This is a genomic window from Saccharothrix coeruleofusca (assembly GCF_017876325.1).
Classification (GTDB): Bacteria; Actinomycetota; Actinomycetes; order Mycobacteriales; family Pseudonocardiaceae; genus Actinosynnema; species Actinosynnema coeruleofuscum.
This window is the reverse complement of the sequence record NZ_JAGINV010000001.1, coordinates 141,031-166,462: the sequence shown is the minus strand read 5'-3', so window position 1 is coordinate 166,462 and position 25,432 is coordinate 141,031. Positions and strand designations below refer to the sequence as shown.

At 73.4% G+C, this 25,432-nt stretch carries 23 protein-coding genes and 1 pseudogene; 12 read left to right on the top strand and 12 right to left on the bottom strand.

Annotated elements, in window-relative coordinates:
• The first annotated feature begins 62 nt into the window (after nt 1–62).
• Together JOF41_RS00840 and JOF41_RS00835 are read left to right on the top strand one after the other, a co-directional pair.
• The gene (locus JOF41_RS00840; RefSeq protein WP_189222333.1) at nt 63–1,340 is read left to right on the top strand and encodes a nicotinate phosphoribosyltransferase; all 1,278 of its coding nucleotides are present in this window, start codon (nt 63–65) and stop codon (nt 1,338–1,340) included.
• Nucleotides 1,341–1,350: 10 nt separating this feature from the next.
• Complete coding sequence (locus JOF41_RS00835) at nt 1,351–1,920, top strand: isochorismatase family protein (protein WP_209615360.1); 570 nt, start codon at nt 1,351–1,353, stop codon at nt 1,918–1,920.
• A gap of 107 nt (nt 1,921–2,027) precedes the next feature.
• Here JOF41_RS00835 and JOF41_RS00830 read toward each other — a convergent pair whose 3' ends face one another.
• Nucleotides 2,028–2,693 (bottom strand): hypothetical protein, encoded by a 666-nt coding sequence (locus JOF41_RS00830; RefSeq protein ID WP_209615357.1) that lies wholly within the window; start codon nt 2,691–2,693, stop codon nt 2,028–2,030.
• Between the two features lie 272 nt (nt 2,694–2,965).
• On the opposite strand from JOF41_RS00830, the gene JOF41_RS00825 reads away from it, so the two are divergent.
• Entirely contained in the window at nt 2,966–3,541 is a 576-nt protein-coding gene (locus JOF41_RS00825) for a biotin transporter BioY (protein ID WP_189222336.1), read from the top strand.
• 42 nt (nt 3,542–3,583) lie between these two features.
• Here the strand turns inward: JOF41_RS00825 and aroD are convergent, their stop codons facing one another.
• Nucleotides 3,584–4,315 carry a type I 3-dehydroquinate dehydratase gene (aroD, locus tag JOF41_RS00820; protein ID WP_209615354.1) on the bottom strand — a complete coding sequence of 244 codons (732 nt, stop codon included), beginning with the start codon at nt 4,313–4,315 and terminating at the stop codon, nt 3,584–3,586.
• 144 nt (nt 4,316–4,459) lie between these two features.
• On the opposite strand from aroD, the gene JOF41_RS00815 reads away from it, so the two are divergent.
• A complete protein-coding gene (locus JOF41_RS00815; protein WP_209623973.1) occupies nt 4,460–6,484 on the top strand; it encodes an ATP-dependent DNA helicase in 2,025 nt (674 codons plus the stop codon).
• A 561-nt stretch (nt 6,485–7,045) separates the two neighbouring features.
• Here JOF41_RS00815 and JOF41_RS00810 read toward each other — a convergent pair.
• Nucleotides 7,046–8,443, bottom strand: a complete 1,398-nt coding sequence (locus tag JOF41_RS00810; RefSeq protein ID WP_189222340.1) for a phospholipase D-like domain-containing protein — start codon at nt 8,441–8,443, stop codon at nt 7,046–7,048.
• A 39-nt stretch (nt 8,444–8,482) separates the two neighbouring features.
• Between JOF41_RS00810 and JOF41_RS38485 the strand changes: the two are divergent.
• The 4 genes and pseudogenes from JOF41_RS38485 to JOF41_RS00785 all read left to right on the top strand — a co-directional run.
• A pseudogene (locus JOF41_RS38485) lies at nt 8,483–9,091 on the top strand (ABC transporter ATP-binding protein); the annotation flags it as partial.
• A gap of 142 nt (nt 9,092–9,233) precedes the next feature.
• Nucleotides 9,234–9,476 (top strand): DUF4162 domain-containing protein, encoded by a 243-nt coding sequence (locus tag JOF41_RS00795; protein ID WP_209615349.1) that lies wholly within the window; start codon nt 9,234–9,236, stop codon nt 9,474–9,476.
• 3 nt (nt 9,477–9,479) lie between these two features.
• A complete protein-coding gene (locus JOF41_RS00790) occupies nt 9,480–10,247 on the top strand; it encodes an ABC transporter permease (protein WP_209615346.1) in 768 nt (255 codons plus the stop codon).
• Nucleotides 10,240–11,034: an ABC transporter permease gene (locus JOF41_RS00785; RefSeq protein WP_189222345.1), complete on the top strand. Its 795-nt coding sequence runs from the start codon at nt 10,240–10,242 to the stop codon at nt 11,032–11,034. Before JOF41_RS00790 ends, JOF41_RS00785 begins: the two co-directional genes overlap by 8 nt.
• Here JOF41_RS00785 and JOF41_RS00780 read toward each other — a convergent pair.
• From JOF41_RS00780 to JOF41_RS00765, 4 genes are all read right to left on the bottom strand, one after another.
• Nucleotides 11,031–11,726 carry a peptidyl-tRNA hydrolase gene (locus JOF41_RS00780; protein WP_209623972.1) on the bottom strand — a complete coding sequence of 232 codons (696 nt, stop codon included), beginning with the start codon at nt 11,724–11,726 and terminating at the stop codon, nt 11,031–11,033. The two genes, JOF41_RS00785 and JOF41_RS00780, sit on opposite strands and share 4 nt — an antisense overlap.
• A 14-nt stretch (nt 11,727–11,740) precedes the next feature.
• Nucleotides 11,741–12,967 (bottom strand): phosphoserine phosphatase SerB, encoded by a 1,227-nt coding sequence (serB, locus tag JOF41_RS00775; protein ID WP_189222347.1) that lies wholly within the window; start codon nt 12,965–12,967, stop codon nt 11,741–11,743.
• 81 nt (nt 12,968–13,048) lie between these two features.
• Entirely contained in the window at nt 13,049–14,836 is a 1,788-nt protein-coding gene (gene ctaD / locus JOF41_RS00770; RefSeq protein ID WP_189222348.1) for an aa3-type cytochrome oxidase subunit I, read from the bottom strand.
• Between the two features lie 185 nt (nt 14,837–15,021).
• Nucleotides 15,022–15,753 (bottom strand): hypothetical protein, encoded by a 732-nt coding sequence (locus JOF41_RS00765; protein WP_209615343.1) that lies wholly within the window; start codon nt 15,751–15,753, stop codon nt 15,022–15,024.
• A 136-nt stretch (nt 15,754–15,889) separates the two neighbouring features.
• On the opposite strand from JOF41_RS00765, the gene JOF41_RS00760 reads away from it, so the two are divergent.
• Complete coding sequence (locus JOF41_RS00760; RefSeq protein ID WP_209615341.1) at nt 15,890–16,651, top strand: phosphotransferase; 762 nt, start codon at nt 15,890–15,892, stop codon at nt 16,649–16,651.
• Here JOF41_RS00760 and JOF41_RS00755 read toward each other — a convergent pair.
• Genes JOF41_RS00755 through JOF41_RS00735 form a run of 5 tightly spaced genes read right to left on the bottom strand, consistent with a single transcriptional unit; the run spans nt 16,639 to nt 20,603 of the window.
• Nucleotides 16,639–17,208 (bottom strand): 1,2-dihydroxy-3-keto-5-methylthiopentene dioxygenase, encoded by a 570-nt coding sequence (locus tag JOF41_RS00755; RefSeq protein ID WP_209615339.1) that lies wholly within the window; start codon nt 17,206–17,208, stop codon nt 16,639–16,641. The two genes, JOF41_RS00760 and JOF41_RS00755, sit on opposite strands and share 13 nt — an antisense overlap.
• Nucleotides 17,205–17,813, bottom strand: coding sequence for a methylthioribulose 1-phosphate dehydratase (gene mtnB / locus JOF41_RS00750; RefSeq protein WP_209615337.1), 609 nt, complete (start codon nt 17,811–17,813; stop codon nt 17,205–17,207). Before mtnB ends, JOF41_RS00755 begins: the two co-directional genes overlap by 4 nt.
• Entirely contained in the window at nt 17,810–18,475 is a 666-nt protein-coding gene (gene mtnC / locus JOF41_RS00745; protein WP_189222358.1) for an acireductone synthase, read from the bottom strand. Before mtnC ends, mtnB begins: the two co-directional genes overlap by 4 nt.
• The gene (locus JOF41_RS00740; RefSeq protein ID WP_209615335.1) at nt 18,472–19,497 is read right to left on the bottom strand and encodes a s-methyl-5-thioribose-1-phosphate isomerase; all 1,026 of its coding nucleotides are present in this window, start codon (nt 19,495–19,497) and stop codon (nt 18,472–18,474) included. The genes mtnC and JOF41_RS00740 overlap by 4 nt, the downstream gene beginning before the upstream one ends.
• Nucleotides 19,497–20,603, bottom strand: a complete 1,107-nt coding sequence (locus JOF41_RS00735; protein WP_209615333.1) for an acyl-CoA dehydrogenase family protein — start codon at nt 20,601–20,603, stop codon at nt 19,497–19,499. Before JOF41_RS00735 ends, JOF41_RS00740 begins: the two co-directional genes overlap by 1 nt.
• A 154-nt stretch (nt 20,604–20,757) precedes the next feature.
• On the opposite strand from JOF41_RS00735, the gene JOF41_RS00730 reads away from it, so the two are divergent.
• From JOF41_RS00730 to JOF41_RS00720, 3 genes are all read left to right on the top strand, one after another.
• A complete protein-coding gene (locus JOF41_RS00730) occupies nt 20,758–21,534 on the top strand; it encodes a hypothetical protein (RefSeq protein ID WP_189222364.1) in 777 nt (258 codons plus the stop codon).
• Nucleotides 21,535–21,601: 67 nt separating this feature from the next.
• Nucleotides 21,602–22,549: a zinc-binding dehydrogenase gene (locus tag JOF41_RS00725; RefSeq protein WP_209615331.1), complete on the top strand. Its 948-nt coding sequence runs from the start codon at nt 21,602–21,604 to the stop codon at nt 22,547–22,549.
• Nucleotides 22,550–23,044: 495 nt separating this feature from the next.
• On the top strand, nt 23,045–25,378 hold the full coding sequence (locus JOF41_RS00720) for a tetratricopeptide repeat protein (protein WP_209615327.1): 2,334 nt from the start codon (nt 23,045–23,047) through the stop codon (nt 25,376–25,378).
• The last annotated feature ends 54 nt before the right edge of the window (nt 25,379–25,432 follow it).

The following is a 25,432-nucleotide window of genomic DNA, read 5'->3' as shown; positions in this document are numbered from 1 at the left end:
TGGCGGAGCCCATAGGGGCACCCCGTGTGATCCGGCGTGGCGCGCGCCTAGGCTTTGCCCTCATGTCGACCACGGCGTTGTTGACCGACCACTACGAGCTGACCATGCTCGCCGCGGCGCTGCGCGACGGCACCGCGGAGCGGGACTGCGTCTTCGAGGTCTTCGCCCGCAGGCTGCCCGAGGGCAGGCGGTACGGCGTGGTGGCGGGCACCGGGCGGCTGCTGGAGGCCATCGAGTCCTTCCGGTTCGGCGAGGCGGAACTGGCCCAGCTGGAGCGCACCGGGGTGGTCGACGAGCGCACCCTGGCCTGGCTGGCGGACTACCGGTTCACCGGCGACGTGGACGGCTACCCCGAGGGCGAGCTGTACTTCCCCGGCTCGCCGATCCTGTCCGTGCGGGCCCCCTTCGCCGTGGGCGTGGTGCTGGAGACGCTGGCGCTGTCCATCCTCAACCACGACAGCGCGATCGCCTCGGCCGCGGCGCGGATGGTGAGCGCGGCCAACGGCCGCCGCATGATCGAGATGGGCTCGCGGCGCACCCACGAGGAGGCCGCGGTCGCCTCGGCCCGCGCCGCCTACCTGGCCGGGTTCACCGCCACGTCGAACCTGGAGGCCGGGCGGCGGCACGGCATCCCCACCGCGGGCACCTGCGCGCACGCCTTCACGCTGCTGCACGACAGCGAGGAGGACGCCTTCCGCGACCAGGTCGAGGCGCTGGGCGTGGGCACCACGCTGCTGGTGGACACCTACGACATCACCGAGGGCATCAACACCGCGATCCGGGTGGCGGGCCCGGAGCTGGGCGCCATCCGGATCGACTCGGGCGACCTGGGCGTGCTGGCCAGGCAGGCCCGCGACCAGCTGGACTCGCTGGGCGCGAAGAACACCCGGATCGTGGTCTCCGGCGACCTGGACGAGTACTCCATCGCCGCGCTGCGGGCCGAGCCGGTGGACGCCTACGGGGTGGGCACGTCGCTGGTGACCGGCTCCGGCGCGCCGACCGCGGGCATGGTCTACAAGCTGGTCGAGGTGGACGGCCGCCCGGTGGCCAAGCGCAGCTCCTCCAAGGAGTCGCGCGGCGGGCGCAAGAACGCGCTGCGCAGGCACAAGGACACCGGCACCGCGCTGGAGGAGGTCGTGTTCCCGCACGGCGAGCAGCCGGAGCTGGGCGAGCACGACCGGCTGCTGCCGGTGCCGCTGATGCGCGCGGGCGACCGCGCCGAGGGCCTGGACTCCCTGGCCCAGAGCCGGGAGCGGCTGCGCGCGGCGCTGGTCAGCGTGCCGTGGGAGGGTCTGAAGCTGTCGCGCGGCGAGCCCGCGATCCCGACGACGTTCCGGTGAGGGGTTGGACATGACCAAAGCGCTGATCGTGGTGGACGTGCAGAACGACTTCTGCGAGGGCGGCTCGCTGGCCGTCACGGGCGGCGCGGCGGTCGCGGCGGCGATCTCGTCGCACGTCAGGGACAACGCCTACGACCACGTCGTGGCGACCCGCGACTACCACGTGGACCCCGGCCCCCACTTCAGCGCGGAGCCCGACTACGTCGACTCGTGGCCGGTGCACTGCGTGGCGGGCACGGCCGGGGCGTCGTTCCACCCGGAGCTGGACGTCACGGCGGTGGAGGCGGTGTTCTCCAAGGGCGAGCGCGCCGCGGCCTACTCGGGTTTCGAGGGCGCGTCGGGCTCGGGCGAGCCGCTGGCGGAGTGGCTGCGGGCGCGCGGCGTGGAGGAGGTGGACGTGGTGGGCATCGCCACCGACCACTGCGTGCGGGCCACCGCGCTGGACGCGGCGCGGGCCGGGTTCACCACCACCGTGCTGCTGGACCTGACCGCCGGGGTGGCCGCGCCGACCGTGGCGACCGCGGTGGACCAGCTGCGGGAGGCGGGCGTGGCGCTGCGGGGCGAGCCGCGCGTGGGCTGACGACCGGACCCGGCCCACGGGAGTGCTCCCCCGTGGGCCGGGCGGTGTCCGGCGCGGTTGTCCGGCGCGGTGTCCGGCGCGGTGTCCGGCGCGCGGTGTCGCGGGCGTTACGGCGTCGGCGAGCAGGCCGCCGCGCCCAGCACGACCTCGCCGCTGAGGTGCGACTCGGGGGTGAAGCGGAAGCGCGCGAGGCTCACCGACATGCTGCCGTCGTTGGGGTCGGGCAGCACGACCTCGCTGAACGTCACCACCGCCAGCACCACGCCGGAGCGGCTCTTGACCTCGTGCGCGTAGTTGGCGGGCAGCTGCGCGGGCAGGTCCGCGAAGCCGCTCATGCCGCCCAGCTCCCACGCGCTGTCGGTGCCCCTGTCGGTGGCCGAGCAGGAGATCCGCCACGAGCCGACGCGCAGCCTCGGGCCGCCCGCCGCCACCAGCGCGGACAGCTCGAAGTCCCGGCCGACCGCCTCTGACCTGGTCCTGGTGGTCCCGCCGGCCGGGTCGACGACCTCCCTGACGCAGCTGGACGAGCCCGCGCCGAACCGCACGCCCGACGCGACCACCGGCTCCGACGAGCCCGTCGGCGCGTCGTCGACCGCGCAGGCGGCCAGCGCGGGGACGAGGACCCGCTTGCCGTCCTTGGTGAAGTCGGCGGAGCCGACCGAGGCGACCCCCGGTGGGTTGGCCGCCCAAGCCGGCGCCGCCGCGGCGGCGGTCAGGGTGATCGCGAGCGCCGCGGCCACCGCTGCGGTCCGGCGCGCTCGGAGGTGTCTCATCGCATGACCTTCCTTGGTAGTCCCACTTCTCGGGGCCCACTTCTCGCGGCGATGATCGGCCGGAGCGGCGCGCGTGGTGGCGGTTCTCCAGCCACGTCACTCGACCGAGCAAGCACGCCACTCGATCGAGCACACGTCGTCCCGGCTCCGGGACGCGGGCACCCGCTCGCGTGACGTGGCCAACTTTGTAGAAGTTCGCCAAAGACCGAATCGGTGATCGCCGGTTAACCTCCCCCCGAGAAGCACCCCCTTGATCCCCCGGAGGTCATCCCGTGTCCGTGCTCGCCGTTCCCGGCCGCCGTGCGGTCCTCGCCGATCTCGTCCCCGGTGCGCTGGCGCGCGACATCGCCCTCGTCGTCGCGGGGGCCGGTCTGACCGGACTGGCCGCGCAGGTGGCGCTGCCGGTGCCGGGCAGCCCGGTGCCGATCACCGGCCAGACCTTCGCCGCCCTGCTGGTCGGCGCGGCGCTGGGCTGGCGGCGCGGCGCCGCCTCGATGGCGCTCTACCTCGTCGCGGGCGTGGCGGGCGTGCCCTGGTTCCAGGGCGGCTCGTCGGGCTGGCCCGCCTCGCTGGGCTACGTCGTCGGCTTCGTGCTGGCGGGCGCGCTGGTCGGCCACCTGGCGGGCCGCGGCGGCGACCGCACGCCGCTGCGCACCATCGGCACGATGGTGCTGGGCAACCTGGTCATCTACGCCTGCGGCGTGCCGTGGCTGATGGCCGCCGCGGGCGTCGACCTGGGCAAGGCGCTGCAGCTCGGCGTGCTGCCGTTCCTGATCGGTGACGCGCTCAAGGTCGCGCTGGCGGCGGGCCTGCTGCCCTCCGCGTGGGCGCTGGTCAAGCGCCGCTGAGAGCCTCCCCGGTCCCCGCCCAGGCGGGGACCGGGGACCGCGTCAGCCGCCGGTGCGGCGGCGGTCGAAGTCCGGGTAGAACTGGCGCAGCAGCCGCGAGGTCTCGCCGAACTCCAGCTGCCCCGAGGTCGGCCGGTCACCGATGAAGGAGTAGGTCAGCCGGGAGCCCAGCGCGGGGAAGAAGACGCGGGAGAGGGTGCCCGTGGCGCCCATGCCGATGACGATCATCCCGAGGTCCTCCGGGGCGTTCGTCAGCAGGGTCGCCAGCCGCCGCACGTCCTCCCGCGAGTTCGCCATCGTCGACACCTTGACCAGGTCGGCCCCGACCTCCCCGGCCTCCGCCACGACCGCCCGCAGCCGGTCCAGCTCCGGCGTGCGCTCGAAGTCGTGGTACGACGCGATCACCACGGCGTCGTGCCGCCGCGCCTCGGCGATCACGTCGTCCCTGATCTCCCGCGAGGACAGCTCCACGTCCACCGCGTCCACGTGCGGCGCGAGCGCGCGGAACAGCTCCAGGCGCTGCTGCTCGGACCCGCCCCACTCGCCGCCCTCGCGGCGCGACCGCACGGTCGCCAGGGTGGCCAGGTCACCGAACTCGGCCGCGCAGGCCAGGACGTGCTCGACGTCGGTGCGCTCGAACTGGTCCACGCGCAACTCGGCGACGTCGACCCCGGCGGCCTTCGCCTCCTTGGCCGTCCGCGCGCAGTCGTTGTCGTAGAAGCTGACGGCGACGAGGGGAACACCGCTGTCCAGCAGCGCCCGCATGGTGCTCATCCCGGCCACTTCCCTCGCTTCGTCCCGGTCCCGGTTGCCGCGCAGGCCGCACCCTACACCGGGAAATCGCGCGGATTCACGGCGCGAGGACCGGTGACCGCCGCCCCGGGGGTGCCGGTGGGGGCGGCGGGTACGGTCTTCGCCGTGCCCGCTACCACCATCCCCGACACCCGAACGCTGCTCTCCGTCGCCGTCGAGGCGGTGGGCGGAGCCGAGCGCGAAGGGCAGGTCGAGATGGCCAGGGCCGTCGAGCGGGCCATCCGCACCGGCGAGCACCTCGCCGTGCAGGCCGGGACCGGCACCGGCAAGTCGCTGGCCTACCTCGTCCCCGCCCTGCGGCACGCGGTCGCCGAGGAGTCGACCGTGGTCATCTCCACCGCGACCATCGCGCTGCAGCGCCAGCTGGTCGACCGCGACCTGCCCCGGCTGGCCAAGGCGCTGCGCCCGGTGCTGGGCCGCGAACCGCGCTTCGCCATCCTCAAGGGCAGGCGCAACTACCTGTGCATGCACCGCCTGCACACCGGCGCGCCCGACGAGCCCGAGGAAGCCGGGCTGTTCGACCCGTTCGCGGTCTCCCGGCTGGGCCGCGAGGTCAAGCGGCTGCACGAGTGGTCCTCCGACACCGAGACCGGCGACCGCGACGAACTGGTGCCCGGCGTGAGCGACCAGGCGTGGCGGCAGGTGTCGGTGACCGCCCGCGAGTGCCTCGGCGTGAGCAAGTGCCCGGTCGGCACCGACTGCTTCGCCGAGCGCGCGCGGGCCGAAGCGGGCCGCGCCGACGTGGTGGTCACCAACCACGCGATGCTCGCCATCGACGCCCTGGAGGGCTACCAGGTGCTGCCCGACCACGACGTGGTCGTCATCGACGAGGCGCACGACCTGGTCGACCGGGTGACCTCGGTGGCCACCGAGGAGCTGAACCCCTCCGCCATCACCGCCGCCGCGCGGCGCTGCGGCAGGCTCGTCGACCAGGGCGTGGCCGACCGGCTGGCCGAGGCGGGCGACGGGCTGGCGATGATCCTGGAGGACGCCCCGGTCGGCAGGCTCGACGCGCTGCCGCAGGCGCTGGCGGGCGCGCTGCGCGCGACCAGGGACGCCGCCCACGCCTGCATCACCGCGCTCGGCCCGGAGCGCAAGGAGGACGTCGAAGGCGCGACCGACCGCAAGCTCGCGCGGGCGCTGCTGGACGAGGTGCACGACTGCGCGGCGCGAATCCTCGACGCCTTCGACGACGACCACGACGTGGTGTGGGTGTCCGGCGACTTCGCCGACCGCGGCCGCACCCCGTCGCTGCGGGTCGCCCCGCTGGGCGTGGGCGGACTGCTGCGCGAACGGCTGTTCGGCACCCGCACCACCGTGCTGACCTCGGCCACGCTCACCCTGGGCGGCACGTTCGACGCGCTGGCCCGGCAGTGGGGGCTGCCCGCGTCCTCGTCCGCGAAGCAGGCCGACGGCGCGGCCACGGAGAAGGAAGCGCCCTCGGACGCGGCCCCGGTGCGGTGGACCGGGCTGGACGTGGGCTCGCCGTTCCAGCACGGCAGCAGCGGCATCCTGTACGTGGCCAGGCACCTGCCGCCACCGGGACGCGACGGACTGCCACCGTCCTATTTGGACGAGCTGGAGGGCTTGGTCAACGCGGCGGGCGGCCGGACGCTGGGGCTGTTCTCGTCCATGCGCGCGGCCAAGGCGGCCACGGAGGCGTTGCGGGACAAGCTGGACCACCCCGTGCTGTGCCAGGGCGACGACCAGACCGGGCAGTTGGTGAAGAGGTTCGCCGAAGACCCCAGGACGTGCCTGTTCGGCACGTTGTCGCTGTGGCAGGGCGTGGACGTGCCGGGGCCCGCGCTGCAACTGGTGGTGATGGACCGCATCCCGTTCCCGCGCCCGGACGACCCGCTGGTGTCGGCGCGGCAGAAGGCAGTGGAATCGCGCGGTGGCAACGGGTTCCTGACCGTGGCGGCCACGCACGCGGCACTGCTGCTGGCGCAGGGGGCGGGGCGGCTGCTGCGGTCGATGAAGGACAAGGGCGTGGTGGCGATCCTCGACCCCCGGCTGGCGACCGCGCGGTACGGCGGGTTCCTGCGGGCCTCCCTGCCGCCGTTCTGGACCACGTACGACCCCGAGGTCGTGCGAGCGGCGCTGAAGCGCCTCGACGCCGCCAACCCCTGACCCCCTCCCCGCGAGTCGAACGCTCGGGTACCGCGAGTCGAACGCTCGGGTACCGCGAGTCGAACGCTCAGGTACCGCGAGTTCGTCGTTGGGGTTGGGTTATCCAGCAAAGCGGCGCTCGCCGCGCGGCAGGTCGCCAAGGATGGCGGGTCGCGCCGTCCCCGCATGACCTGCCGGAGGCGAACCACACGCGTCAAGGGGCCCCGGCTCGTGTCCGGGGTTGGTACTGCGTTCAGGGCCCCTTGACACGCGTGGTCGGGACGAGCCCAGGTCATACGGGGACGGCGCTCACGGGCACCCCGCTGCGCGCGCTCCGCGCGCGCCCCCTGGTGCGTGGGCAAGTACTACCCGACGGGGCTGGGGAGGCCGGTAACTACTACCCGAGGCACGGAAGCGGGCGCGCGAGCGCGGGCTGGGGCGCGAAAGCGCGGGGCGAGGCCGCGAGAGTGCGGGTGCGGGGTGCGCGAATGTTGAATTCGGGGTGTCTGAGCGTTCGACTCGCGGGGGCGACACGCCCAACACGCCCATAGGCGGGTGACGCTGGGAGCGGGCGTGGTGGGGTTAGCCGTCGACCAGGAGGCCTCGGAGGGGGCCTTGGAGGCGGCCTGCGCGGCGGGAGACGCCGGGGAGGGCGGCCACGCGCTCGTGGCCGGACTCCAGGGCGGGACGCCAGCAGTGGTCGACCACGTCCGCCGGGTCGCCGGAGACGTCCTGGACCGGGCGCTGGAGGTGCTCGGCCCACAGCCGCAGCCGGGTGGCGCGAGCCACCTCCGGGGCGTCGCTGACCAGGTTGGCCTCGGTGTCGTTGAACAGCGAGTGCTCGTTGAGGTTGGCCGACCCCACGGTCAGCCACCGGTCGTCCACGATGGCGAGCTTGGCGTGCACGTACACCGGGGTCCGCTCGTGGCTGATCAGCGTCGCCGCGACCAGTCTGCGCCCGCCGTCGTCGGCGTCGAGCAGCCTGCCGAGCTGGCCGCGCGTGGTGTCGGCGCCGTTGCTGGGTTTGCGCGGCAGCACCAGCACCACCCGGAACCGGTCGTCCGGCGGGGTGCGCAGCTTCTCGATGAGGATCTCGGTCACCTCGGGCGACCACAGGAACTGGTTCTCGACGTAGATCAGCCGCCGCGCCGACCGCAGCATCCGCAGGTGCGCGTCCAGCAGGCTGAACTCCCCCTGCGGGGCGAAGTCGTAGGTGCGCTCGGGGATGGTGCGCACCAGTTGCACCGAGGAGTTGCCCGCCGGTGCGGGCGTCGACGGCTCGGGCAGGTGCTCGCCCGCCACCTCCTGCCAGCGCTGCCGGAAGTGCTCGGCCACGTCGGCGACCACCGGGCCGCGCACCCGGCCCACCAGGTCGTGCCAGCCCAGCGGGCGGCGCGGCGGGTGCTCGGTGCTGTCGTGCCGGTCGCCCTCCAGGGCGGTGAAGTCCATGCCGCCGACGAACGCCAGCTCGTCGTCGACGACCACGATCTTCTCGTGGTGGCAGTGCAGGGTGCGCTCGCGCGAGTCGAGCACGCACTTGACGCCGGTGCCTCGGGTGAACTCCTGCCGCGCCTCGATCATCCGCTTGCGGGTCGGCTCGAACATGGGCACCGGGGGCCCGGCCCACAGCAGCAGCCGCACGTCCACCCGTTCGGCGGCCTCGGCCAGCAGCTCGCGGAACGTCGGCGCGCCCGGCTCGCGGGTCAGCCGGAAGTCCGGGCTGGCGCACCAGCTCGCGATGTGCACGTGCGAGCGGGCGGTGCGGATCGCCTCGGCGATGCGGGGCAGCGCCTCGCGGCCGTCGACCAGCACCTCCAGGTCGTTGCCCGCGCGCACGGGCCGCCGCGGCGACCAGCCGTCCGCGCACTCCTCGAACACCGAACCCCAGCCCAGCCGGTTCAGCCTGCGCCCGTGGTGCGCGCACAGCAGGTTCTCCAGCCCGTCCCCGAGACGGGCGTCGAGCACGTCCAGCAGACCCATGCCCGTGTTGTTTGCCCGGTTCGACCCGCGTCAAACTCGATGCCCTCGGAGCGGGATTTCCGCTACCGTCGTCCGCCAACACCGGGGGGCGTCATGGGCGTGCGGGTTTCCGACCTGACCAGGACCTACCGCCGGGGCAAGGGGTGGCGGCCCAGGGGGGCGGAGGTCACCGCCCTGGCCGGTCTGTCGCTGGAGGTCCCGACCGGCGAGGTGCACGGGCTGCTCGGCCCGAACGGCGCGGGCAAGACCACGCTGTGCAAGGTCCTCTCCACGATCCTGCTGCCCTCGTCGGGCAGCGCGGCGGTGCTGGGCCACGACGTGGTCGCCGAGGCGGCGCTGGTCCGCCCGCTGCTGGGCATCGTCTTCGGCGGCGAGCGCGGCCTGTACTGGAAGCTGTCCGGGCGGCAGAACCTGCGCTACTGGGCCGCGCTCTACAAGCTGCCCGACGACGTGGCCCGCAGGCGCGCCGACGAGCTGCTGGAGCGCCTGGGCCTGACCGCCAAGGCCGACGACCTGGTGGAGACCTACTCGCGCGGCATGAAGCAGCGCCTGCACCTGGCTCGGGGCCTGATCGGCGACCCGAAGGTGGTGCTGTTCGACGAGCCGACCACCGGCATGGACCCGGTGGCCGCGCACGACTTCCGCGGGCTGATCGGCGAGCTGCGCGACGAGGGCCGCACCATCCTCATCACCACCCACGACATGGCCGAGGCCGAGGAGGTCTGCGACCGCGTCACGCTGATCGACAAGGGCCGCGTGCTGGCCACCGAGACCCCGCGGCCTGGCCAGGATGTCCGCCCGGCACCGCTGGGTCGAGGCGGACGAGGCGGAGGTGGACGTGCGGCACCTGCCCGGCGTGGTCGAGGTGGCGCGGCGCGACGGCGTGCTGCGGGTGCGGACCGACGGCGACGCCTCCGCCCGCGCGGTGCTGGACTTCCTGCTGGACAACGGGGTCCGCTCGGTGCGCGCCGCGCCACCGACCCTGGAGGAGGTCTACCTGGAGATCATCGGCTCGCGCGGCATGGGGGTGTGAGCGGTGCGCCTGTTCCTGACCGGGCTGCGGGTGCAGTTCGAGGTGATGCGCAGGCAGCCCGACCACCTGCTGACCCTGTGCACGCTGCCGTTCACCGCGGTCATCCTGCTGTCGGTGGTGCTGCACTCGGCGCGGCCCGACCTGGTGGTCAACGCCTTCCTGGCGCCCGCGCTGATGGGGCTGTGGGGCTTCGCCACCGGTTCGGCGGTCGAGGTCGTGACGGGCGACAACTGGTCCGGCACGCTGGAGCCGGGGATGGCCGCGCCGGGGGCGCTGCACCCGGTCTACCTGGGGCGCATCGCCGCCGTGATGGGTCTGGGCGTGATCCCGCTGGGCGAGACCTGGCTGCTGGGCGGGGTGCTGTTCGGCGTCACGCCGACCATCCACCACCCGTGGGTGTTCTGGGCGGCGATGGCGGCGTCGGTGTTCGCCATGACCGGCACGAGCCTGCTGATGGCCGCCGCGCTGCTGTTGAGCCGCAACGGCGGGATCTACCAGAACTTCCTGAGCTTCCCGATCTACGTGCTGTCGGGCGTGATGGTGCCGGTGTCCTACCTGCCGGAGCCGCTGCGGCCGTTCTCGCACCTGGTGTTCCTGTCGTGGGCGGCCGATCTGATGCGGGACAGCGCGTCGCCCGGCCCCGTCGCGGCGGTGGGGTGGCGGTTGCTGGCCGTCGTGGTGCTGGGCGTGGTCGGGCTGGTCGCCGGGCGGCTGCTGCTGGCCGCCGTGCTGCGGCGGGCGCGCGAGCTGGGGACGGTGCGGTATGCGTGACCAGCTGCGGGTGCTGCGGCACGCCACCGCGGCGGCCTGGGTCCAGTACTCCGCGTACCACACGTGGCGGACGTGGGCGTTCACCTGGTTGAGCAGGTTGCTGATCCAGGCCTGCTTCTACGCCCTGATCGGGCGGATGCTGGGGTCCGCGGACCAGGTGGAGTTCCTGCTGATCGGCAACGTCGTGGCGGTCATGGCGATCGACGCGACCGTGGTGGTGCTGCTGACCGTCACCGAGCGGCACCTGGGGACGTTGGCGCTGATGGTGGCCGCGCCCGCCAGCCACCTGGTCACCTACCTGGGGCGGGGCCTGCCCAACCTGGCGTCCGGGATCGCCGCCTCCACCATCGCGTTCCTGGCGCTGCCCCCGCTGTTCGACGTGCCGGTGCCGTGGCCCCAGGCGCTGGTGGTGCCGCTGATGATCGCGGTCGTCGGGGCGTCCTGCTACTGCTACGGGGCGTGCGTCGCCTCGCTGGTGCTGGGGTTCCCGTCGGCCCGGTGGGTGGCCCTGAACCTCAGCTACCTGACCCTGATGACGTTCTGCGGGGTGAACGTGCCGATCTCGTTCTGGCCCGACTGGTTGGGGGCGCTCACCTCGGTGCTGCCCATGGCGCACGGGCTGGGCGCGATCCGGGCGTTCCTCGACGGCGGGACGTGGAGCGCCGTGCTGGGCGGGCTGGGGCTGGAGGTGTGCGTCGGCGCGGCCTGGTTCGCGGTGGCGGCGTACGGCTTCCGCCGCATGGTCGCCAAGGGCCGCGCCGACGGCACGATCGAGTTCGGCGTCTAGCGCTCGGGCGTTCGGGGAGCAACGGCCACGGTCGCGGTTCCGGGGGCGACTTCGGTGTACCCCGCGTCGCGGACCACGACGGCGTCGGGGCGGGCCGTCAGGGCGTCCCACTCGGCTGGTGCGGGAGTGCGCACGGCGCAGCGGTACTCGGCCGCGGCCCACTCCTTGAGCTCCTCCTCGGACAGCGTGGGCGCCAGCAGCATCGAGGCGTGCCCGACCTGGGCCGCGGCCTTGCCCGCGGTCATCTCCACGCGCGGGTTCAGCCACAGCAGCCGGGCGTGCGGCGGCACCGGCCCCGGCTCGTCCTCGGGCAGCTCGCTGCCGGAGATCTGCAACCGGGTCAGCTCCTTGGGCGCCTGGCCCACCCGGCCGGGCACCAGGGCGCGCACCTGCGCCCCGCCCACCTCGACGGTGATCCCGGGCAGCGCCTGGACGGCCTCCCAGTGCACCCCCCGAGCCCGCCGCGACACCTTCCGGATGCGTCCCCGCACCCAGGCCGCGACCTCCTCGTGCCACTCCCCGCCCGGCTCGGCGCGCGGGTCCAGGCAGACCGCGATGGCCGCCGCGGCGGCGGCCTCCAGCACGTCGGTGCGGCACGGCGGGGCGGTCCGCTCGATGCGCAGCACCACCGGCATGGCGCGCACCGCCGCCGGGTCCTCCTCGTCGGTCGAGTAGTGCCTGCCGACGAGCATCTCCAGGATCGGGTTCACAGCCGTTCCGGCTCCAGTCCGTCCGCCGCGTCGGCGGCCTCCACCTCGGCCCTGGTCACCCCGAGCACGAACAGCACCGCGTCCAGGAACGGGTGCGACAGCGCGGTGTCGGCCACCTCGCGCAGCGCGGGCTTGGCGTTGAACGCCACGCCCAGCCCCGCCGCCCCGATCATGTCGATGTCGTTAGCGCCGTCGCCGACCGCCACGGTCTGCGCCAGCGGCACGCCCTCGGCCTCGGCGAACCGGCGCAGCGCGGCGGCCTTGCCCGGCCGGTCCACCACCTCGCCCAGCACCCGGCCGGTGAGCTTGCCGTCCACGACCTCCAGCTCGTTGGCCGCGCAGAAGTCCAGGCCCAGCTCGTCCACCAGCCGCCGGATCACCCTGGTGAACCCGCCGGAGACCACCCCGCAGCGGAAGCCCAGCCGCTTGAGCGTGCGCACCGTGGTGCGGGCGCCGGGGGTCAGCTGCAGCGACCCGGCGACCTCGTCGAGCACCGACTCGTCCAAGCCCTCCAGCAGCGCCACCCGGCGGCGCAGCGACTCGGTGAAGTCCAGCTCGCCGCGCATCGCGGCCTCGGTGATCTCGGCGACCTGCGGCTCGCAGCCCACGTGCGCGGCCAGCATCTCGATGACCTCGCCCTGGATGAGCGTGGAGTCCACGTCGAAGACCACCAGCCGCTTGGCCCGCCGGGTCAGCCCGGCCCGCTCCACCGCGATGTCCAGGCCCACCCGCACGGCCACCTCGGCCAGCGCCGAGCGCAGCTGACCGTCCGCCTCGGCGGTGTCGTCGGCCACCGAGACCCGCAGCTCCAACCCGGTCACCGGGTAGTCCGCGACGCCGCGGATGGCGTCGATGTTGGCGCCGAGGGCGGCCAGCTTGCGGGCCACCTCGGTGAACCCCCTGGCGGTCACCGGGTGGCCGAGCAGGATCACCACGTGGCTGGACTCCAGCCGCGCGGCGCGCCGGGACTCCGCGCCGATCTCCACCTCCACGTGCATGGAGACGGTGGCCATGGCCTGCTCCACCGCCTCCTGGATGGCCTCCGGGTCGTGCGGGGCGGAGACCAGCACGCCCAGCACCAGCCTGCCGCGGATGACCACCTGCTCCACGTCGAGGACGTCCACCTCGTGCCTGGTGAGCACGGCGAACAGCACCGAGGACACCCCCGGCTTGTCCGGCCCGGTGACGGTGATCAGGACTGGGGTCGCGCTCGGCTTGCTCAACTCCGGCTCCTCTGCCAGACAGACCACGGCCCCGGCGACCGCGAGGGGGCGCCGGGGCTCGTCGTCGAACCTGCGGTCAGGTTAGCGGTGGTCTTCCTCGGTGCTCTCCGAAGCCGTCCCGGACTGCACGGCGCGCGCCGCCACCTCGGAGGGGGCGGGCTTGGCCTTCTCGTGCGAGATCGCCTTGCCGGTGAAGGTCACGTGCGCCTCGTCGTGCATCCGCTCGATCATGTGCGGGTAGTGCAGCTCGAAGGCCGGGCGGGCGGAGCGGATGCGGGGCAGCTCGGTGAAGTTGTGCCGCGGCGGCGGGCAGGAGGTCGCCCACTCCAGCGAGTTGCCGAAGCCCCACGGGTCGTCCACCTGCACGGTCTCGCCGTAGCGGTAGCTCTTGAAGATGTTGTAGATGAACGGCAGCGTGGACGCGCCCAGGATGTACGCGCCGATGGTGGAGATCATGTTCAGCGTGGTGAAGCCGTCACCGGGCAGGTAGTCGGCGTACCGGCGCGGCATGCCCTCGTTGCCCAGCCAGTGCTGCACCAGGAACGTCGCGTGGAAGCCGATGAACGTGGTCCAGAAGTGCAGCTTGGCCAGCGGCTCGTCCAGCATCCGGCCGGTGAACTTCGGGAACCAGAAGTAGATGCCCGCGAAGGTGGCGAACACGATCGTGCCGTAGAGCACGTAGTGGAAGTGCGCCACCACGAAGTAGGTGTCCGAGACGTGGAAGTCCAGGGCGGGGGCGGCCAGCAGGATGCCGGACAGGCCGCCGAACAGGAACGTCACGATGAAGCCGATGCTGAACAGCATCGGGGACTCGAACGTCAGCTGCCCCTTCCACATGGTGCCGATCCAGTTGAAGAACTTGATGCCGGTCGGCACGGCGATGAGGAAGGTCATGAAGGCGAAGAACGGCAGCAGCACCGCGCCGGTGGCGTACATGTGGTGCGCCCACACGGCCACGGACAGCGCCGCGATGCCCAGCGTGGCGTAGACCAGGCCGTTGTAGCCGAAGATCGGCTTGCGGCTGAACACCGGGAAGATCTCCGACACGATGCCGAAGAACGGCAGCGCGACGATGTAGACCTCGGGGTGGCCGAAGAACCAGAACAGGTGCTGCCACAGGATCACGCCGCCGTTGGCCGGGTCGAACACGTGCGCGCCCAGGTGGCGGTCGGCCATCAGGCCCAGCAGCGCGGCGGTCAGGATCGGGAACGCCAGCAGCACCAGCACGCTGGTCACCAGGATGTTCCAGGTGAAGATCGGCATCCGGAACATCGTCATGCCCGGCGCGCGCAGGCAGACCACGGTGGTGATCATGTTGACCGCGCCGAGGATGGTGCCCAGACCGCCGACCGCGAGACCGGCCAGCCACAGGTCCGCGCCCGCGCCCGGCGAGTGGATGGCGTTGGACAGCGGGGTGTAGGCGAACCAGCCGAAGTCGGCCGCGCCGCCCGGCGTGATGAAGCCCGCCAGCACGATCAGGCCGCCGAACAGGTACAGCCAGTACGAGAAGGCGTTGAGCCGGGGGAACGCCACGTCCGGCGAGCCGATCTGCAGCGGCAGGATGAAGTTGGCGAAGCCGAACACGATCGGCGTCGCGTACAGCAGCAGCATCACCGTGCCGTGCATGGTGAACAGCTGGTTGTACTGCTCCTGCGAGAGGAACTGCATACCCGGCCGAGCCAGCTCGGTGCGGATCAGCATGGCCATCGCGCCGCCCACCATGAAGAAGGCGAACGAGGTGACCAGGTACATCAGCCCGATCTGCTTGTGGTCCGTGGTGCGGAACATCCGCAGCAGGAACGATCCCTTGACCGCCTCGCGAGTCCCGAAGGGCCGCGTTGCGATCGGCTGCGGGGCTACGGCCGTCACGGTGCCTCCTGCACGGTTGGTTCTGTCTTCACCGGACAGCGGCGCACCGCCACCGGCTCATCGGATCGTAGACGGCGCTGATCGGGCGGGCGTCGCTGGGCCGGCCCCTGGATCGGGCGAGGTAGCGCAGGTCACAACGTCCAGGGGCCGGTCAGCGGTGCGCGGCGTCAGCGCCGTCGGCGCCGTCAGCGGCGCAGCAGGGCCCTCAGCTTCGGCGAGGCCACGGCGAGCGCGCCCGCGGCCACCAGGCCCAGGCCCGCGAAGAGCAGCCACAGCGAGCCGAAGCCGGTGTTGGCCAGGTCGTCGTCCGAAGGGGACGCCGCGGCGACGGGCGTGGTGGTGGTCGTGGCCGTGGTCGACTCCGCGGCCGACTCACCGGTGGTGCTCGCCCCGGTGGTCTCCGCCGTGGTGGTGGGAGCCGTCGTGGTGGGCGTTGTCGCGTCCGTCGTGGACTGGGTCGGAGTGGTGGTCACCACCGTTGTCGTGGTGGTGGTCGTCGTGGTCGTGCTCTTCGTCGCGCAGAAGAACCAGTGGCTGATGGCCGGCACCCCGGCGTTCTTGTTGGCCAGCAGCGGCGAGTGCAGGTCCGCCCAGGGCAGCTCGCCCAGCTTGTCGACCGGGTAGACGTTGTAGGCGTTGCCGCCCTTCACCACCACGCCGGTGACCTCGTAGCCGTTGAAGCCGGTGATGGTCAGGTGCGTGGCGGTCTGGGTGCTGGTCAGGCCCTTCTCGTAGGCGGTGCCGGTGAGACCGGCGGTGCGGCACGAGTCCCTGTGGTCCCAGGCCAGGTTGCCGGAGCGGGCGGTGGCGCGGGGGTCACCGGGGTCGGGGGCCTCCGTCGCGAGGGCCGCGGGCAGCGCGGAGAACGTCGTGGCGGCCAGCGCCACGGCGGTGAGGACGAAGCGACGGGCGGTCATGCGCATGGAAAGCTCCATCGGACGAGAAGTGGCTGACCGGCGGATCTGATTCCTCCGGACGCACCCGTATCGCGCTGGGGCGTTCGGGGGATACGGCCTGTCGCCGATTCGTTATAGGCCGCCGAGGGGAGTGATCGTGGCACTACGGCGAGTGCTCGCCCTGGCCCGTGAGCTGGGGCTGCCCACCGGTGACCCGGTGGTCGTCAAGGACGGCAGCAACCTGCTGGTGCACCTGCGCCCCGCGCCGGTGGTGGCGCGGGCGGCGACCACCACGGCGGCCGTGCGCGGCCCGCGCGTGGCCGACCACTTCCGGCGGGCGATCGCGGTGAGCGGGCACCTGGCCGCGCGCGGCGTGCCGGTGGTCGGCGACCCGGCGGACGCCCCGCCCGGTCCGCACCTGGTCGAGGGGGTCGTGGTGGCGTTCGCCGCGTTCGTCGCGCACGACCCGGACTGGCGGCCCGACCCGGCCTCGTTCGCGACGCTGCTGGCCGAGCTGCACGCCGAGCTGCGCGACTACCCCGGCCCGCTGCCCACCCGAGGGCCGCTGGACGACGTCGACGCCGCGCTGGCGCTGCTGGGCGGGCCGCCCGAGCTGGTGGCGCGGCGCGACGAGCTGGTCGCGCGGTGGCCGGAGCTGCTGGTGCAGCCGCTGCACGGCGACGCGCACGCGGGCAACCTGCTGGGCACCGCCCGCGGACCGGTGTGGAACGACTTCGAGGACACCTGGCGCGGGCCGGTGGCCTGGGACGTGGCCACGGCCGCGCGCAGCAGGCTGCTGGACCGCGCGGCCGTGGTGGCCCGCTACCCGGCGGCGGGCCTGGAGTTCCACCTCGCCCTGCGCGAGCTGATGGCCGAGTGCTGGGCACTGGCCGCCAGGGCGGTCGCTCAGCCCCGGTGACCCGCCATCAGCTCGTCGAAGGTCGGGAACGACCGGGCGATGTCGCTGCCGGTGAAGTTGCCGACCCAGCCGTCGTCGTCGTGGAAGAACCGGATCGACACGTAGTCCGGCCGGGTGCCCATGTCGAACCAGTGCGTGGTGTTCTTGGGCACGCTGAGCAGGTCGCCCGCCTCGCACAGCACCGCGTGCACGCGGTCGCCCACGTGCAGGTAGAACACGCCCGCGCCGCGGGCGAAGAAGCGGTCCTCGTCGTCGTCGTGGGTGTGCTCGGCGAGGAACTTCTGCCGCGCCTGGGCCGCCGCGGCGATCCACTCGGGGTCGTCGGAGGGGGTCTGGTCCATGGCGTCGACCAGGATGTAGCCCTCGGTCTCGACCACCCGCGCCACCTGGTCCCGGTAGACCTCCAGGGCGTTGTCCACCGTCACGCCCGGCACCACCGGCCACCGCTCGTAGCGCACGCCGAGCCGCTTCAGCTCGACCTGGACCTCCTCCGGGTCGGAGGTGCGGACCAGCACGGTCCCCGGATCGCCGTCCGGCCACACGGTCAGCAGGGTCATGGCGCGTGCCTCCTCGTCTCGACCTTGAAGCGCAGCAACCACTCCAGGCACTCCAGCCGGTGCCGCGCCCGGCGCAGGTCCTCACCCCACACGTACACCCCGTGCCTGGCGACGAGCAAGGCCGGGACGTCGGCCCGGAACCCGGCCTCGAAGGCGTCGCCGAGCACCCGCATGTCCTGGCTGTTGGGCACCACGGGGACCACCACGCGGTCGTCGTGCGCGGCCCGGCCGAAGCCCTTGAGCATCTCCAGGTCGCGCAGCTCCACGCCGTCCGGCCACAGCTCGGCCGCCACGACGGGGGCCAGCGCGTGCACGTGGACCACCGCGCCCGCCCCGGCCACCGCGGCGATGCGCGCGTGCAGCCCGGCTTCGGCCGACGGCACCTTCACCGGGTCCTCGGTGGCGCCGTCGGCGTCGACCACGACCACGTCGTCCGGCGTCAGCTCGCCCTTGTCCTTGCCGCTGACCGTCACCGCCAGGCGCAGCGGGTCGCGGTCGAGCACCACGGACAGGTTGCCCGACGTGCCGCGCATCCACCCCATCGCGGTGTAGCGGGCGCACTCGGCGGCCAGCTCCTCCCCCGCCCGTGCCAGGTCCGGGGTCACAGGGCGCTCACGGTCCGGTGCGGGGAGAAGTCCGCATCGCCGTAGGGCTCGCCGGGCCGGGCCACGCCGACCGTCCGCCACCCCGCTTCCGCCGCCGCGTGCAGCTCGGCCGGGACGTCGGAGTAGAAGGTGATGTCGTCGGAGCCGAGCACGGCGGCGATCCTGCGGTAGGAGTCCGCCTCCCGCTTGGGGCCGGCGTTGACCGTGTCGAAGTGGTGCTCGAACAGCGGCGTCAGGTCGCCCTCGGTGGTGTGGCCGAAGAACGCCACCTGCCCCGGCACCGAACCGGAGGAGAACACGGCCAGCTTCACGCCGTCGTCGTGCCACTCGCGCAGCGCGGGCACCACGTCCGGGAACAGCTCCGCCACCAGGTCGCCCACCTCGTAGCCGCGCTGCCAGATCAGGCCCTGCAACGTCTTGAGCGGGGTGACCTTCCGGTCGGCGTCCATCCAGCCGTGCAGCACCGCGACCAGCTCCTCGGTGCCACCGTCCACACCGGACAGCTCGCGGATCTGCGCGACCGCCTCGCGCACCGCCGGGTCGTCCGGGTGCTCGTCGATCCACGGCCCCAGCCTCGGCCGCGCGTAGTCGTACAGCACGACCAGGACCTGGTCGGTGGCGCTGAGCGTGCCCTCGATGTCGAGCACGACCCATTCAGTCATCCCGCGTTCCCCTGCTCGTCGGCGTAGTAGTCGGCCAGCCGGTCGGGAGCGTACGGCCCCCGGTCGGTCACCACCGTGGTGACGAACCTCGGCGGCGTGACGTCGAAAGCCGGGTAGTGCCCGCGCACCCGGTCGCTCGCGGTGCGCCTGCCCAGCGTGTGCAGCACCTCCTCGCCCTGCCGGTGCTCGATCGGCACGTCGGCGGCGGTCGGCGCGAGCCGGTCCGGGGCCTGCACCATGGCCAGGAACGGCACGCCGAACGCGGACGCGGCCACCGCCAGGCCCAGCGTGCCCACCTTGTTCACCACGTGCCCGTCCATGGTGACCCGGTCGGCGGCGGTCAGCAGCACGTCGACCTCCCCGGAGGCCAGCACCGCCGCGCCCATGCCGTCGGTGATCAGCGTGGTGTCCACGCCCATCTCGGCCAGCGTCTCCGCGGTCAGCCGGGCGCCCTGCAGGTAGGGGCGGGTCTCGGTGCAGAAGAACCGCAAGCGCTTGCCCGCGCGCTGGGCGGCGGCCACCGTCTCGGTGAGGTACAGGTCCGCCCAGCAGTGCGTGAGCACCGCGCCGTCCTCGGGCAGCAGCTCGGCGGTGGCCGCGCCCAGCGCGCGGCTGCGGCGGCGGTACCGCTCGTCGCCCGCCCGCGCGCCCTCCAGCGCACCCTGCTCCACGTCGCGCCCCTCGGCCACGGCCGCACGCACCCCGGCCAGCACCGCCGCGACCGCCTTGCGCAGGTGGTTGTTGGTCGGTCGGGTCGCCACCAGCAGCTCGCCCGCCCGCTCCAGGTGCGCCACGGCCCGCTCCGGGGGCAGCCCGCGCGCCTCGCGGGCTGCCAGCACCATGCCCCACAGCACGGCGAAGTACGGTCCGGACGACTGCGTCACCATGTCCTCGACGGCCTTGGCCACCTCGGCCACCGTCGCGCAGCGCACCCACGTCCGCTCGAACGGGAAGCCGCGCCGGTCCAGCACGTGCACGCCGTCGTCGGCCAGCCGCACGCTGTTCGCCAGCACCGGCTCCATCAGCTGTACCCGGTGTGGGGGGCGTGCTCGCCGGTGAGGAAGTACGCGCCGACCTCGCGCGCCTTGTACGACACCGGGTCGTGCAGGGTCAGCGTGCGGGCGTTGCGCCAGAACCGGTCGAAGCCGTAGCCGGCGGCGGTGGCCCGCGCCCCGCACAGCTCGAAGACCTTGGCGGTGGTGTGGTTGGCGACCCTGGTGGAGACCACCTTGGCCGCCGAGATCTCCGCCGCGGCGGCGGCGCGCTGCTCGACGGTCAGGTCCGCGCCCAGGTCCGACGCCTCGCCCAGCGCGGCGGCGGCCCGGTCGGCCAGCAGCCCGGCCGCCTTCACGTCGGAGACCAGCTCGCCGTAGGTGCCCAGGACGTACGGGTCGGCGGTGGCGGAGTCCACGCCGCTGAGGAACCACGGCCTGGTCGTGGTGCGGGTGTACCGCGCGGCCTCGTCCAGCGCGCCCTCGGCCAGCGCCACGTACAGCTGGGACAGCGCGAGCTGGAAGCCCAGCGCGGCCAGCGACAGCCGGGGGCTGCTCTCGTCCGCCTCGCCCAGCACCTGCTCGGCGGGCACGCGCACGCCGTCGAACCGCACGCCGCCGCTGGCGGTCAGGCGCTGCCCGATGTTGTCCCAGTCGCCGAGGTAGGTGATGCCCTCGGCGCGGGCGTCGAGGGTGAAGGTGAGCTTCTGCCCGGTGTCCTCGCGGGTGGCGCTGACCACCAGCCGGTCGGCCACGGAGGCCCCGGTGGCGAAGGTCTTGCGGCCGTCGACGGTGAACCCGTCCCCGGTCGGGGTCAGCCGCAGCGCCGCGTCCAGCGGGTTGCTCACCCCCGCCCAGAACAGGTCCTCACCGGGGTCGAAGGACGGGTTGTCGAACAGCTCGCCGCGCCACACCTGCAGGTAGTGGTAGCCCAGCAGGTGCCCGATGTTGGCGTCGGCCGCGCCGACCACCCTGGTCACCGCCTGCTGGGTGGTCCAGTCCCGCAGCCCCAGCAGGCCCGACGCGCGCAGCGCCGCGACCTCGGCCACCGGCTCGGCCCCGCGCCGGTCGCGCTCGGCCGCGTCCGTCCGCAACCCGGCGGCCACGTCCTCGGCGACGGCCAGCCACTTCCGCATCCACTTGCCTCCACGCTCGCTTCCCGGCCAACCGAGCCTAATCGCCCTCGCGGGTGTCGAGATGAGCTTCCCGTCACGTGGGAGGTGGACGGCCCGCCGCCGTTCCCGCTGTCGTTACGGTGTGCGGGCCCGCACCGAAGAGGGAGCCACGACGATGGACCTGTCACGCCGATCGTTCTCCGGCGGCACCGCCGTCGCGGTGCGCGCGGGGACGTCCACACCGCACCTGCTGGCGGCCGAGCAGCTCGTCGACCACCTGTCCCTGCCGACGTGCCCGCTGTCCAACAACACCTATAAAGCCCCGGAGCAGCGCAACGTCGTCACCTGGGGCACGCCGGGCGACGCGGCCACGTGGTTCAACCAGAGCCAGTGCGCGTCGTTCCAGACCGCCGTGCTCAAGCGGGCCTACCCGCGGTGGGCGACGCCCGCGTTCTTCACCGCCCACTTCGGACTGGCCAGCCCGTTCGCGCGGGACTACCGCGCCGTGTTCGCCGCCGACGCGACACCGCACTTCGAGCGGGTGACCAGGGTCGCCGACCTGCTGCCCGGCGACCTGATCGCCATCGACTACCGCAACGACCAGGACACCAACACCGGGCACATCGTGATGGTCCGGTCGGTGAAGGGCGTCCACGTCGCGTCCGGGCGCGGCCTGAACTTCCCCGGCGAGACCCAGTACGCCGTGGAGGTCGTCGACTGCACCGCCGAGCCGCACGGGCGGCACGGGGTGGGCGACTACGCCGCCTTCCCGGACAGCCGCGTCTTCAACGCGGGCAGCCGCGCCGAGGGCGCGGGCTACGGGCACATGATGTTCTACGCCGCCGACCGGACCGGTGAGTTCGCCCGGTACCGGTGGAGCGTGAACACCGCCTCCACCGGCGCGCACACCACCGAGCAGCGCCCGATCGCCGCCGCCCGCGTCGTGCCTTGACCTCCACTTAACTCGAACTCCTACGTTCGGCGCGGTCGAGTCGATCCTGACGGAGGACGTGGTTTCGGTGCGTGCGGTCCAGGTGCGTGAATTCGGTGGTCCCGAGGTGCTCGTCGCGGCGGAGGTGCCCGCCCCGGTCGCCGGGCGCGGGCAGGTGGTGATCGGGATGCGGGCCGCCGACGTGATCTTCCTCGACACGTTGCTGCGCGGCGGCTGGGGGCAGGAGTTCTTCCCCGTCCAGCCGCCCTACGTGCCGGGCGGGGGCGGCGCGGGGCACGTGCTCTCGGTGGGCGAGGGCGTGGACCCCGGCTGGGTCGGGCGGCACGTCGTCGCGCGGGCGTCCGGCGGGTACGCCGAGCAGGTCGTGGCCGACGTCGACAGCCTCGTCGAGGTGCCCGCCGGTGTGGGCTCCGACGTGGCCGCGGCGCTCGTCCACGACGGCGTCACCGCGTTGTCCCTGTTCAAGCAGGCGAAGGTCGGCGCGGGCGAGCGGGTGCTGGTCGCCGCCGCGGCGGGCGGGGCAGGGTCGCTGCTCGTGCGGCTCGCGCGGGGCGCGGGCGCGCGAGTCGTCGCGGCGGCTCGCGGGGAGCGCAAACTGGCGCTGGCCCGCGAACTGGGCGCCGAGGAGGTCGTCGACTACTCGGAAGCAGGCTGGCAGCGGCGGGTCGAGGCCGTCGACCTCGCCTTCGACGGGGCGGGCGGCCCGCTCGGCGCGGCCGTGTTCGACACCGTCGCCGAGGGCGGGCGGTTCGTCACCTACGGCACCTCCGACGGGTTCACCGAGGTCGACCCGCAGGTGGCCGAGCAGCGGCGGATCCACGTGCACAACCCGCTGGCCGACGGTCCACCCGACCACGCCACCGTGCGCGAACTGCTGACCGAAGCGCTCGCACTCGCCGAGCGGGGACAGCTGCGCCCCTTCATCGGCGCGACCTACTCCCTGGAGCGGGCCAAGGACGCGCACGTGTCACTGGCGCGGCGCGACACCGTCGGCAAGTCACTGCTCATCATCTAGCTGTTTCACCTGCCTCTCCCCTTCCCCCACCCCCGTCACAACTCCCCCATCCGCCCGGCGTGTCGCCCCCTCCACCCCGCGAGTCGAACCTCCAGACACCCCGAACTCAACATTCGCGCACCTCGGGCAGTACTTACCGACCCACACGCACCCGCCGGGTAGTACTTGCCCACGCACCCCGCTGCGCGCGCGGAGCGCGCGCAGCAGGCCCTCGCGAGCGCCGTCCTTGGCGACCTGCCGCGCGGCGAGCGCCGCTTTTAGTTCTGAACGCTCAGTTCGCGACCTGAACGTTGAACTCGCACGACCTGAGCGTTCGACTCGCGGGCGAGGGGGTTTCCACGTGAGCCCGGAATGGGTCTACCAAGCCGCCGCTTTGCGGTGTTCACCCAGTTCAAGCGGGGTAATCGGGTGACGGGGGAACAACGGGGCGCGTTGCGGTTGTCACAGTGAGTGCTGGACAATCCTGGATTCGGCTGGACACGAGCGGGGGGCGGGATGGCGGATGCGCCGAGGCGGGAGGGACGGGTCTCCCCGACGGAGGTGCACACGCCCGCCGACCTGGCGCGGGAGCTGGAGCTGCTGCGCGGCCGGGCGGCTCGGGGCAGCGGCAAGGCGAAGGTGAGCCTGGCGGACCTGGCCGCCAGGGTCGGGGTGCCGCGCTCGACGATGCACACCTACATCACCGGCACCACGCTGGCGCCCGCCGACGTGCTGGACCGCATCGTGATCGCGCTGGGCGCCTCGCCCGCGGAGCAGGCGCTGTGGGGCGAGGCGTGGTTCCGGGTCGCCGAGCACGTGCACCAGTCGCGCAAGCCCGCGCCGACCGACCGGCCGGTGCCCAGGCAGCTGCCCGCCGCGCCGCGGCCGTTCACCGGCCGGGAGCGCGAGCTGGCGGCGCTGGACGAGGCGCACCGCGCGGCGCCGGGTGCCGACGCGCTGGTGGTGGCCGCGCTGGGCGGCGCGGGCGGGATCGGCAAGACCTGGCTGGCGCTGCACTGGGCGCACCGCAACCTGCACCGCTTCCCGGACGGGCAGCTGTACGTCAACCTGCACGGCTTCGACCCCAGCGGCACGCCGGTGCCACCGGGCGTGGCGGTGCGCGGGTTCCTCGACGCGCTGGGCGTGCCCGCCGCAGTGATCCCGGCCGACCTGGACGCGCAGGTGGGGCTGTACCGCAGCCTGGTGGCCGGGCGGCGGATGCTGGTGCTGCTGGACAACGCCCGCGACTTCGCCCAGGTGGAGCCGCTGCTGCCGGGCAGCGCCACCGGCACCGTGCTGGTCACCAGCAGGCAGAAGCTGCCCGGCCTGGTCAGCACGTACGGCGCCCGCCCGGTGAACGTGGACGTGCTAACCGGGCAGCAGGCGCGCGAGCTGCTGGCCAGGCACCTCGGCGCGGACCGGGTGGCCGCCGAGCCCGCGGCGGTGGAGGCGATCATCGGCACCTGCGCCGGGTTGCCGCTGGCGCTGGGCATCGTGGCGGCGCGCGCGGCGACCGAGCCGGACCTGCCGCTGGCGGTCTTCGCCCGCGAGCTGGCCCGCTCGCTGGACGCGCTGGACCTGGACGGCCCGGCCACCGGTCTGCGCGCCACGTTCTCCTGGTCCTACCGGGAGCTGCCCGCCGAGGCGGCCCGCGCGCTGCGGCTGCTGGGCGCGTGCCACTGCCCGGAGCTGGACGTGGCCGCGGTCGCGGCGCTGACCGGCGCGGAACCGGGCGAGGCGGCGCGGGCGATGGCGGTGCTGAGCCGGATGCACTTCGCGCACCGCACCCCCGACGACCGCTTCCACATCCACGACCTGGTGCGCGCCTACGCGGCGGACCTCGCCGCGTCGACGGAGCCGCCGCGGGTGCTGGCGGCGGCGCTGGAGCGGCTGGTGGAGCACTTCCTGCGGCGGGCTTCGGCGGCGATGGACGCCATCGCGCCTTACGAGCGCCTGCACCGCCCGGAGGTGCCGGGCCCGGCCGCGCCGCCGCCGGACTACGACCAGGCGCTGGCGTGGTTGGACGCCGAGCGGCACAACCTGGTGGCGCTGGCGGGCCGGGGCAGCCCGGAGCAGACCGGCAGGCTGTCCACGACGCTGCACCGCTACTTCGTGGTGGGGGCGCACTTCACCGACGCGATCTCGGTGCACAGCAAGGCGTTGGCGGTGGCCACCGACCTCGCGCAGCGGTCCAACGCGCTGCGCCACCTCGGCGCGGTGCACCGCTGGCTGGGCGACTACGGCAGGGCGCTGGAGTACAACGAGCAGGCCGCCGAGCTGGGCCGGGAGCTGGGCGACAGCAGGTTGGAGCACGCCGCGGTCAACAACATCGGCATCATCCACGAGCGCACCGGCAGGCACGAGCAGGCGCTGGACCACTACCAGCAGGTGCTCAAGTACGCCGACGACGCGGAGGACCACTTCGCGCAGGGCACGGTCCTGCACAACATGGGCAGCCTGTACCGGCGGATGGAGCTGCACGAGGAGGCGTTGGCGCACTTCCGCGCGGCGCTGGCGGTGGCGCGGGAGTACGACGACCACAACCTGGAGGGCTTCACGCTGGCCGACCTGGGGCGGCTGCACCTGCAGCTGGGGCAGACCGCGGAGGCGCTGGACTACCTGGACCAGGCGCTGGCGCTGGCGAAGAAGCACAACGACCGCAGCTTGCAGACCGAGGTGCTCAACGGGCTGGGCGAGCTGCACCACGCGCAGGGCGAGTTGAGCAGCGCGCTGGCCTACCACCGGGAGGCGCTGGTGCTGGCGGAGAACATCGGCCGCAGCGGCGAGCGGACCCGCGCGGAGCAGGGCGTGCGGCGCTGCGAGCAGGCGTTGGGGGCCGAGACCCGCTAGACCGGAAGTGCACGAGGTCACACCCGTTCGGGGGAACCCTTAGGTTAGCCTCAC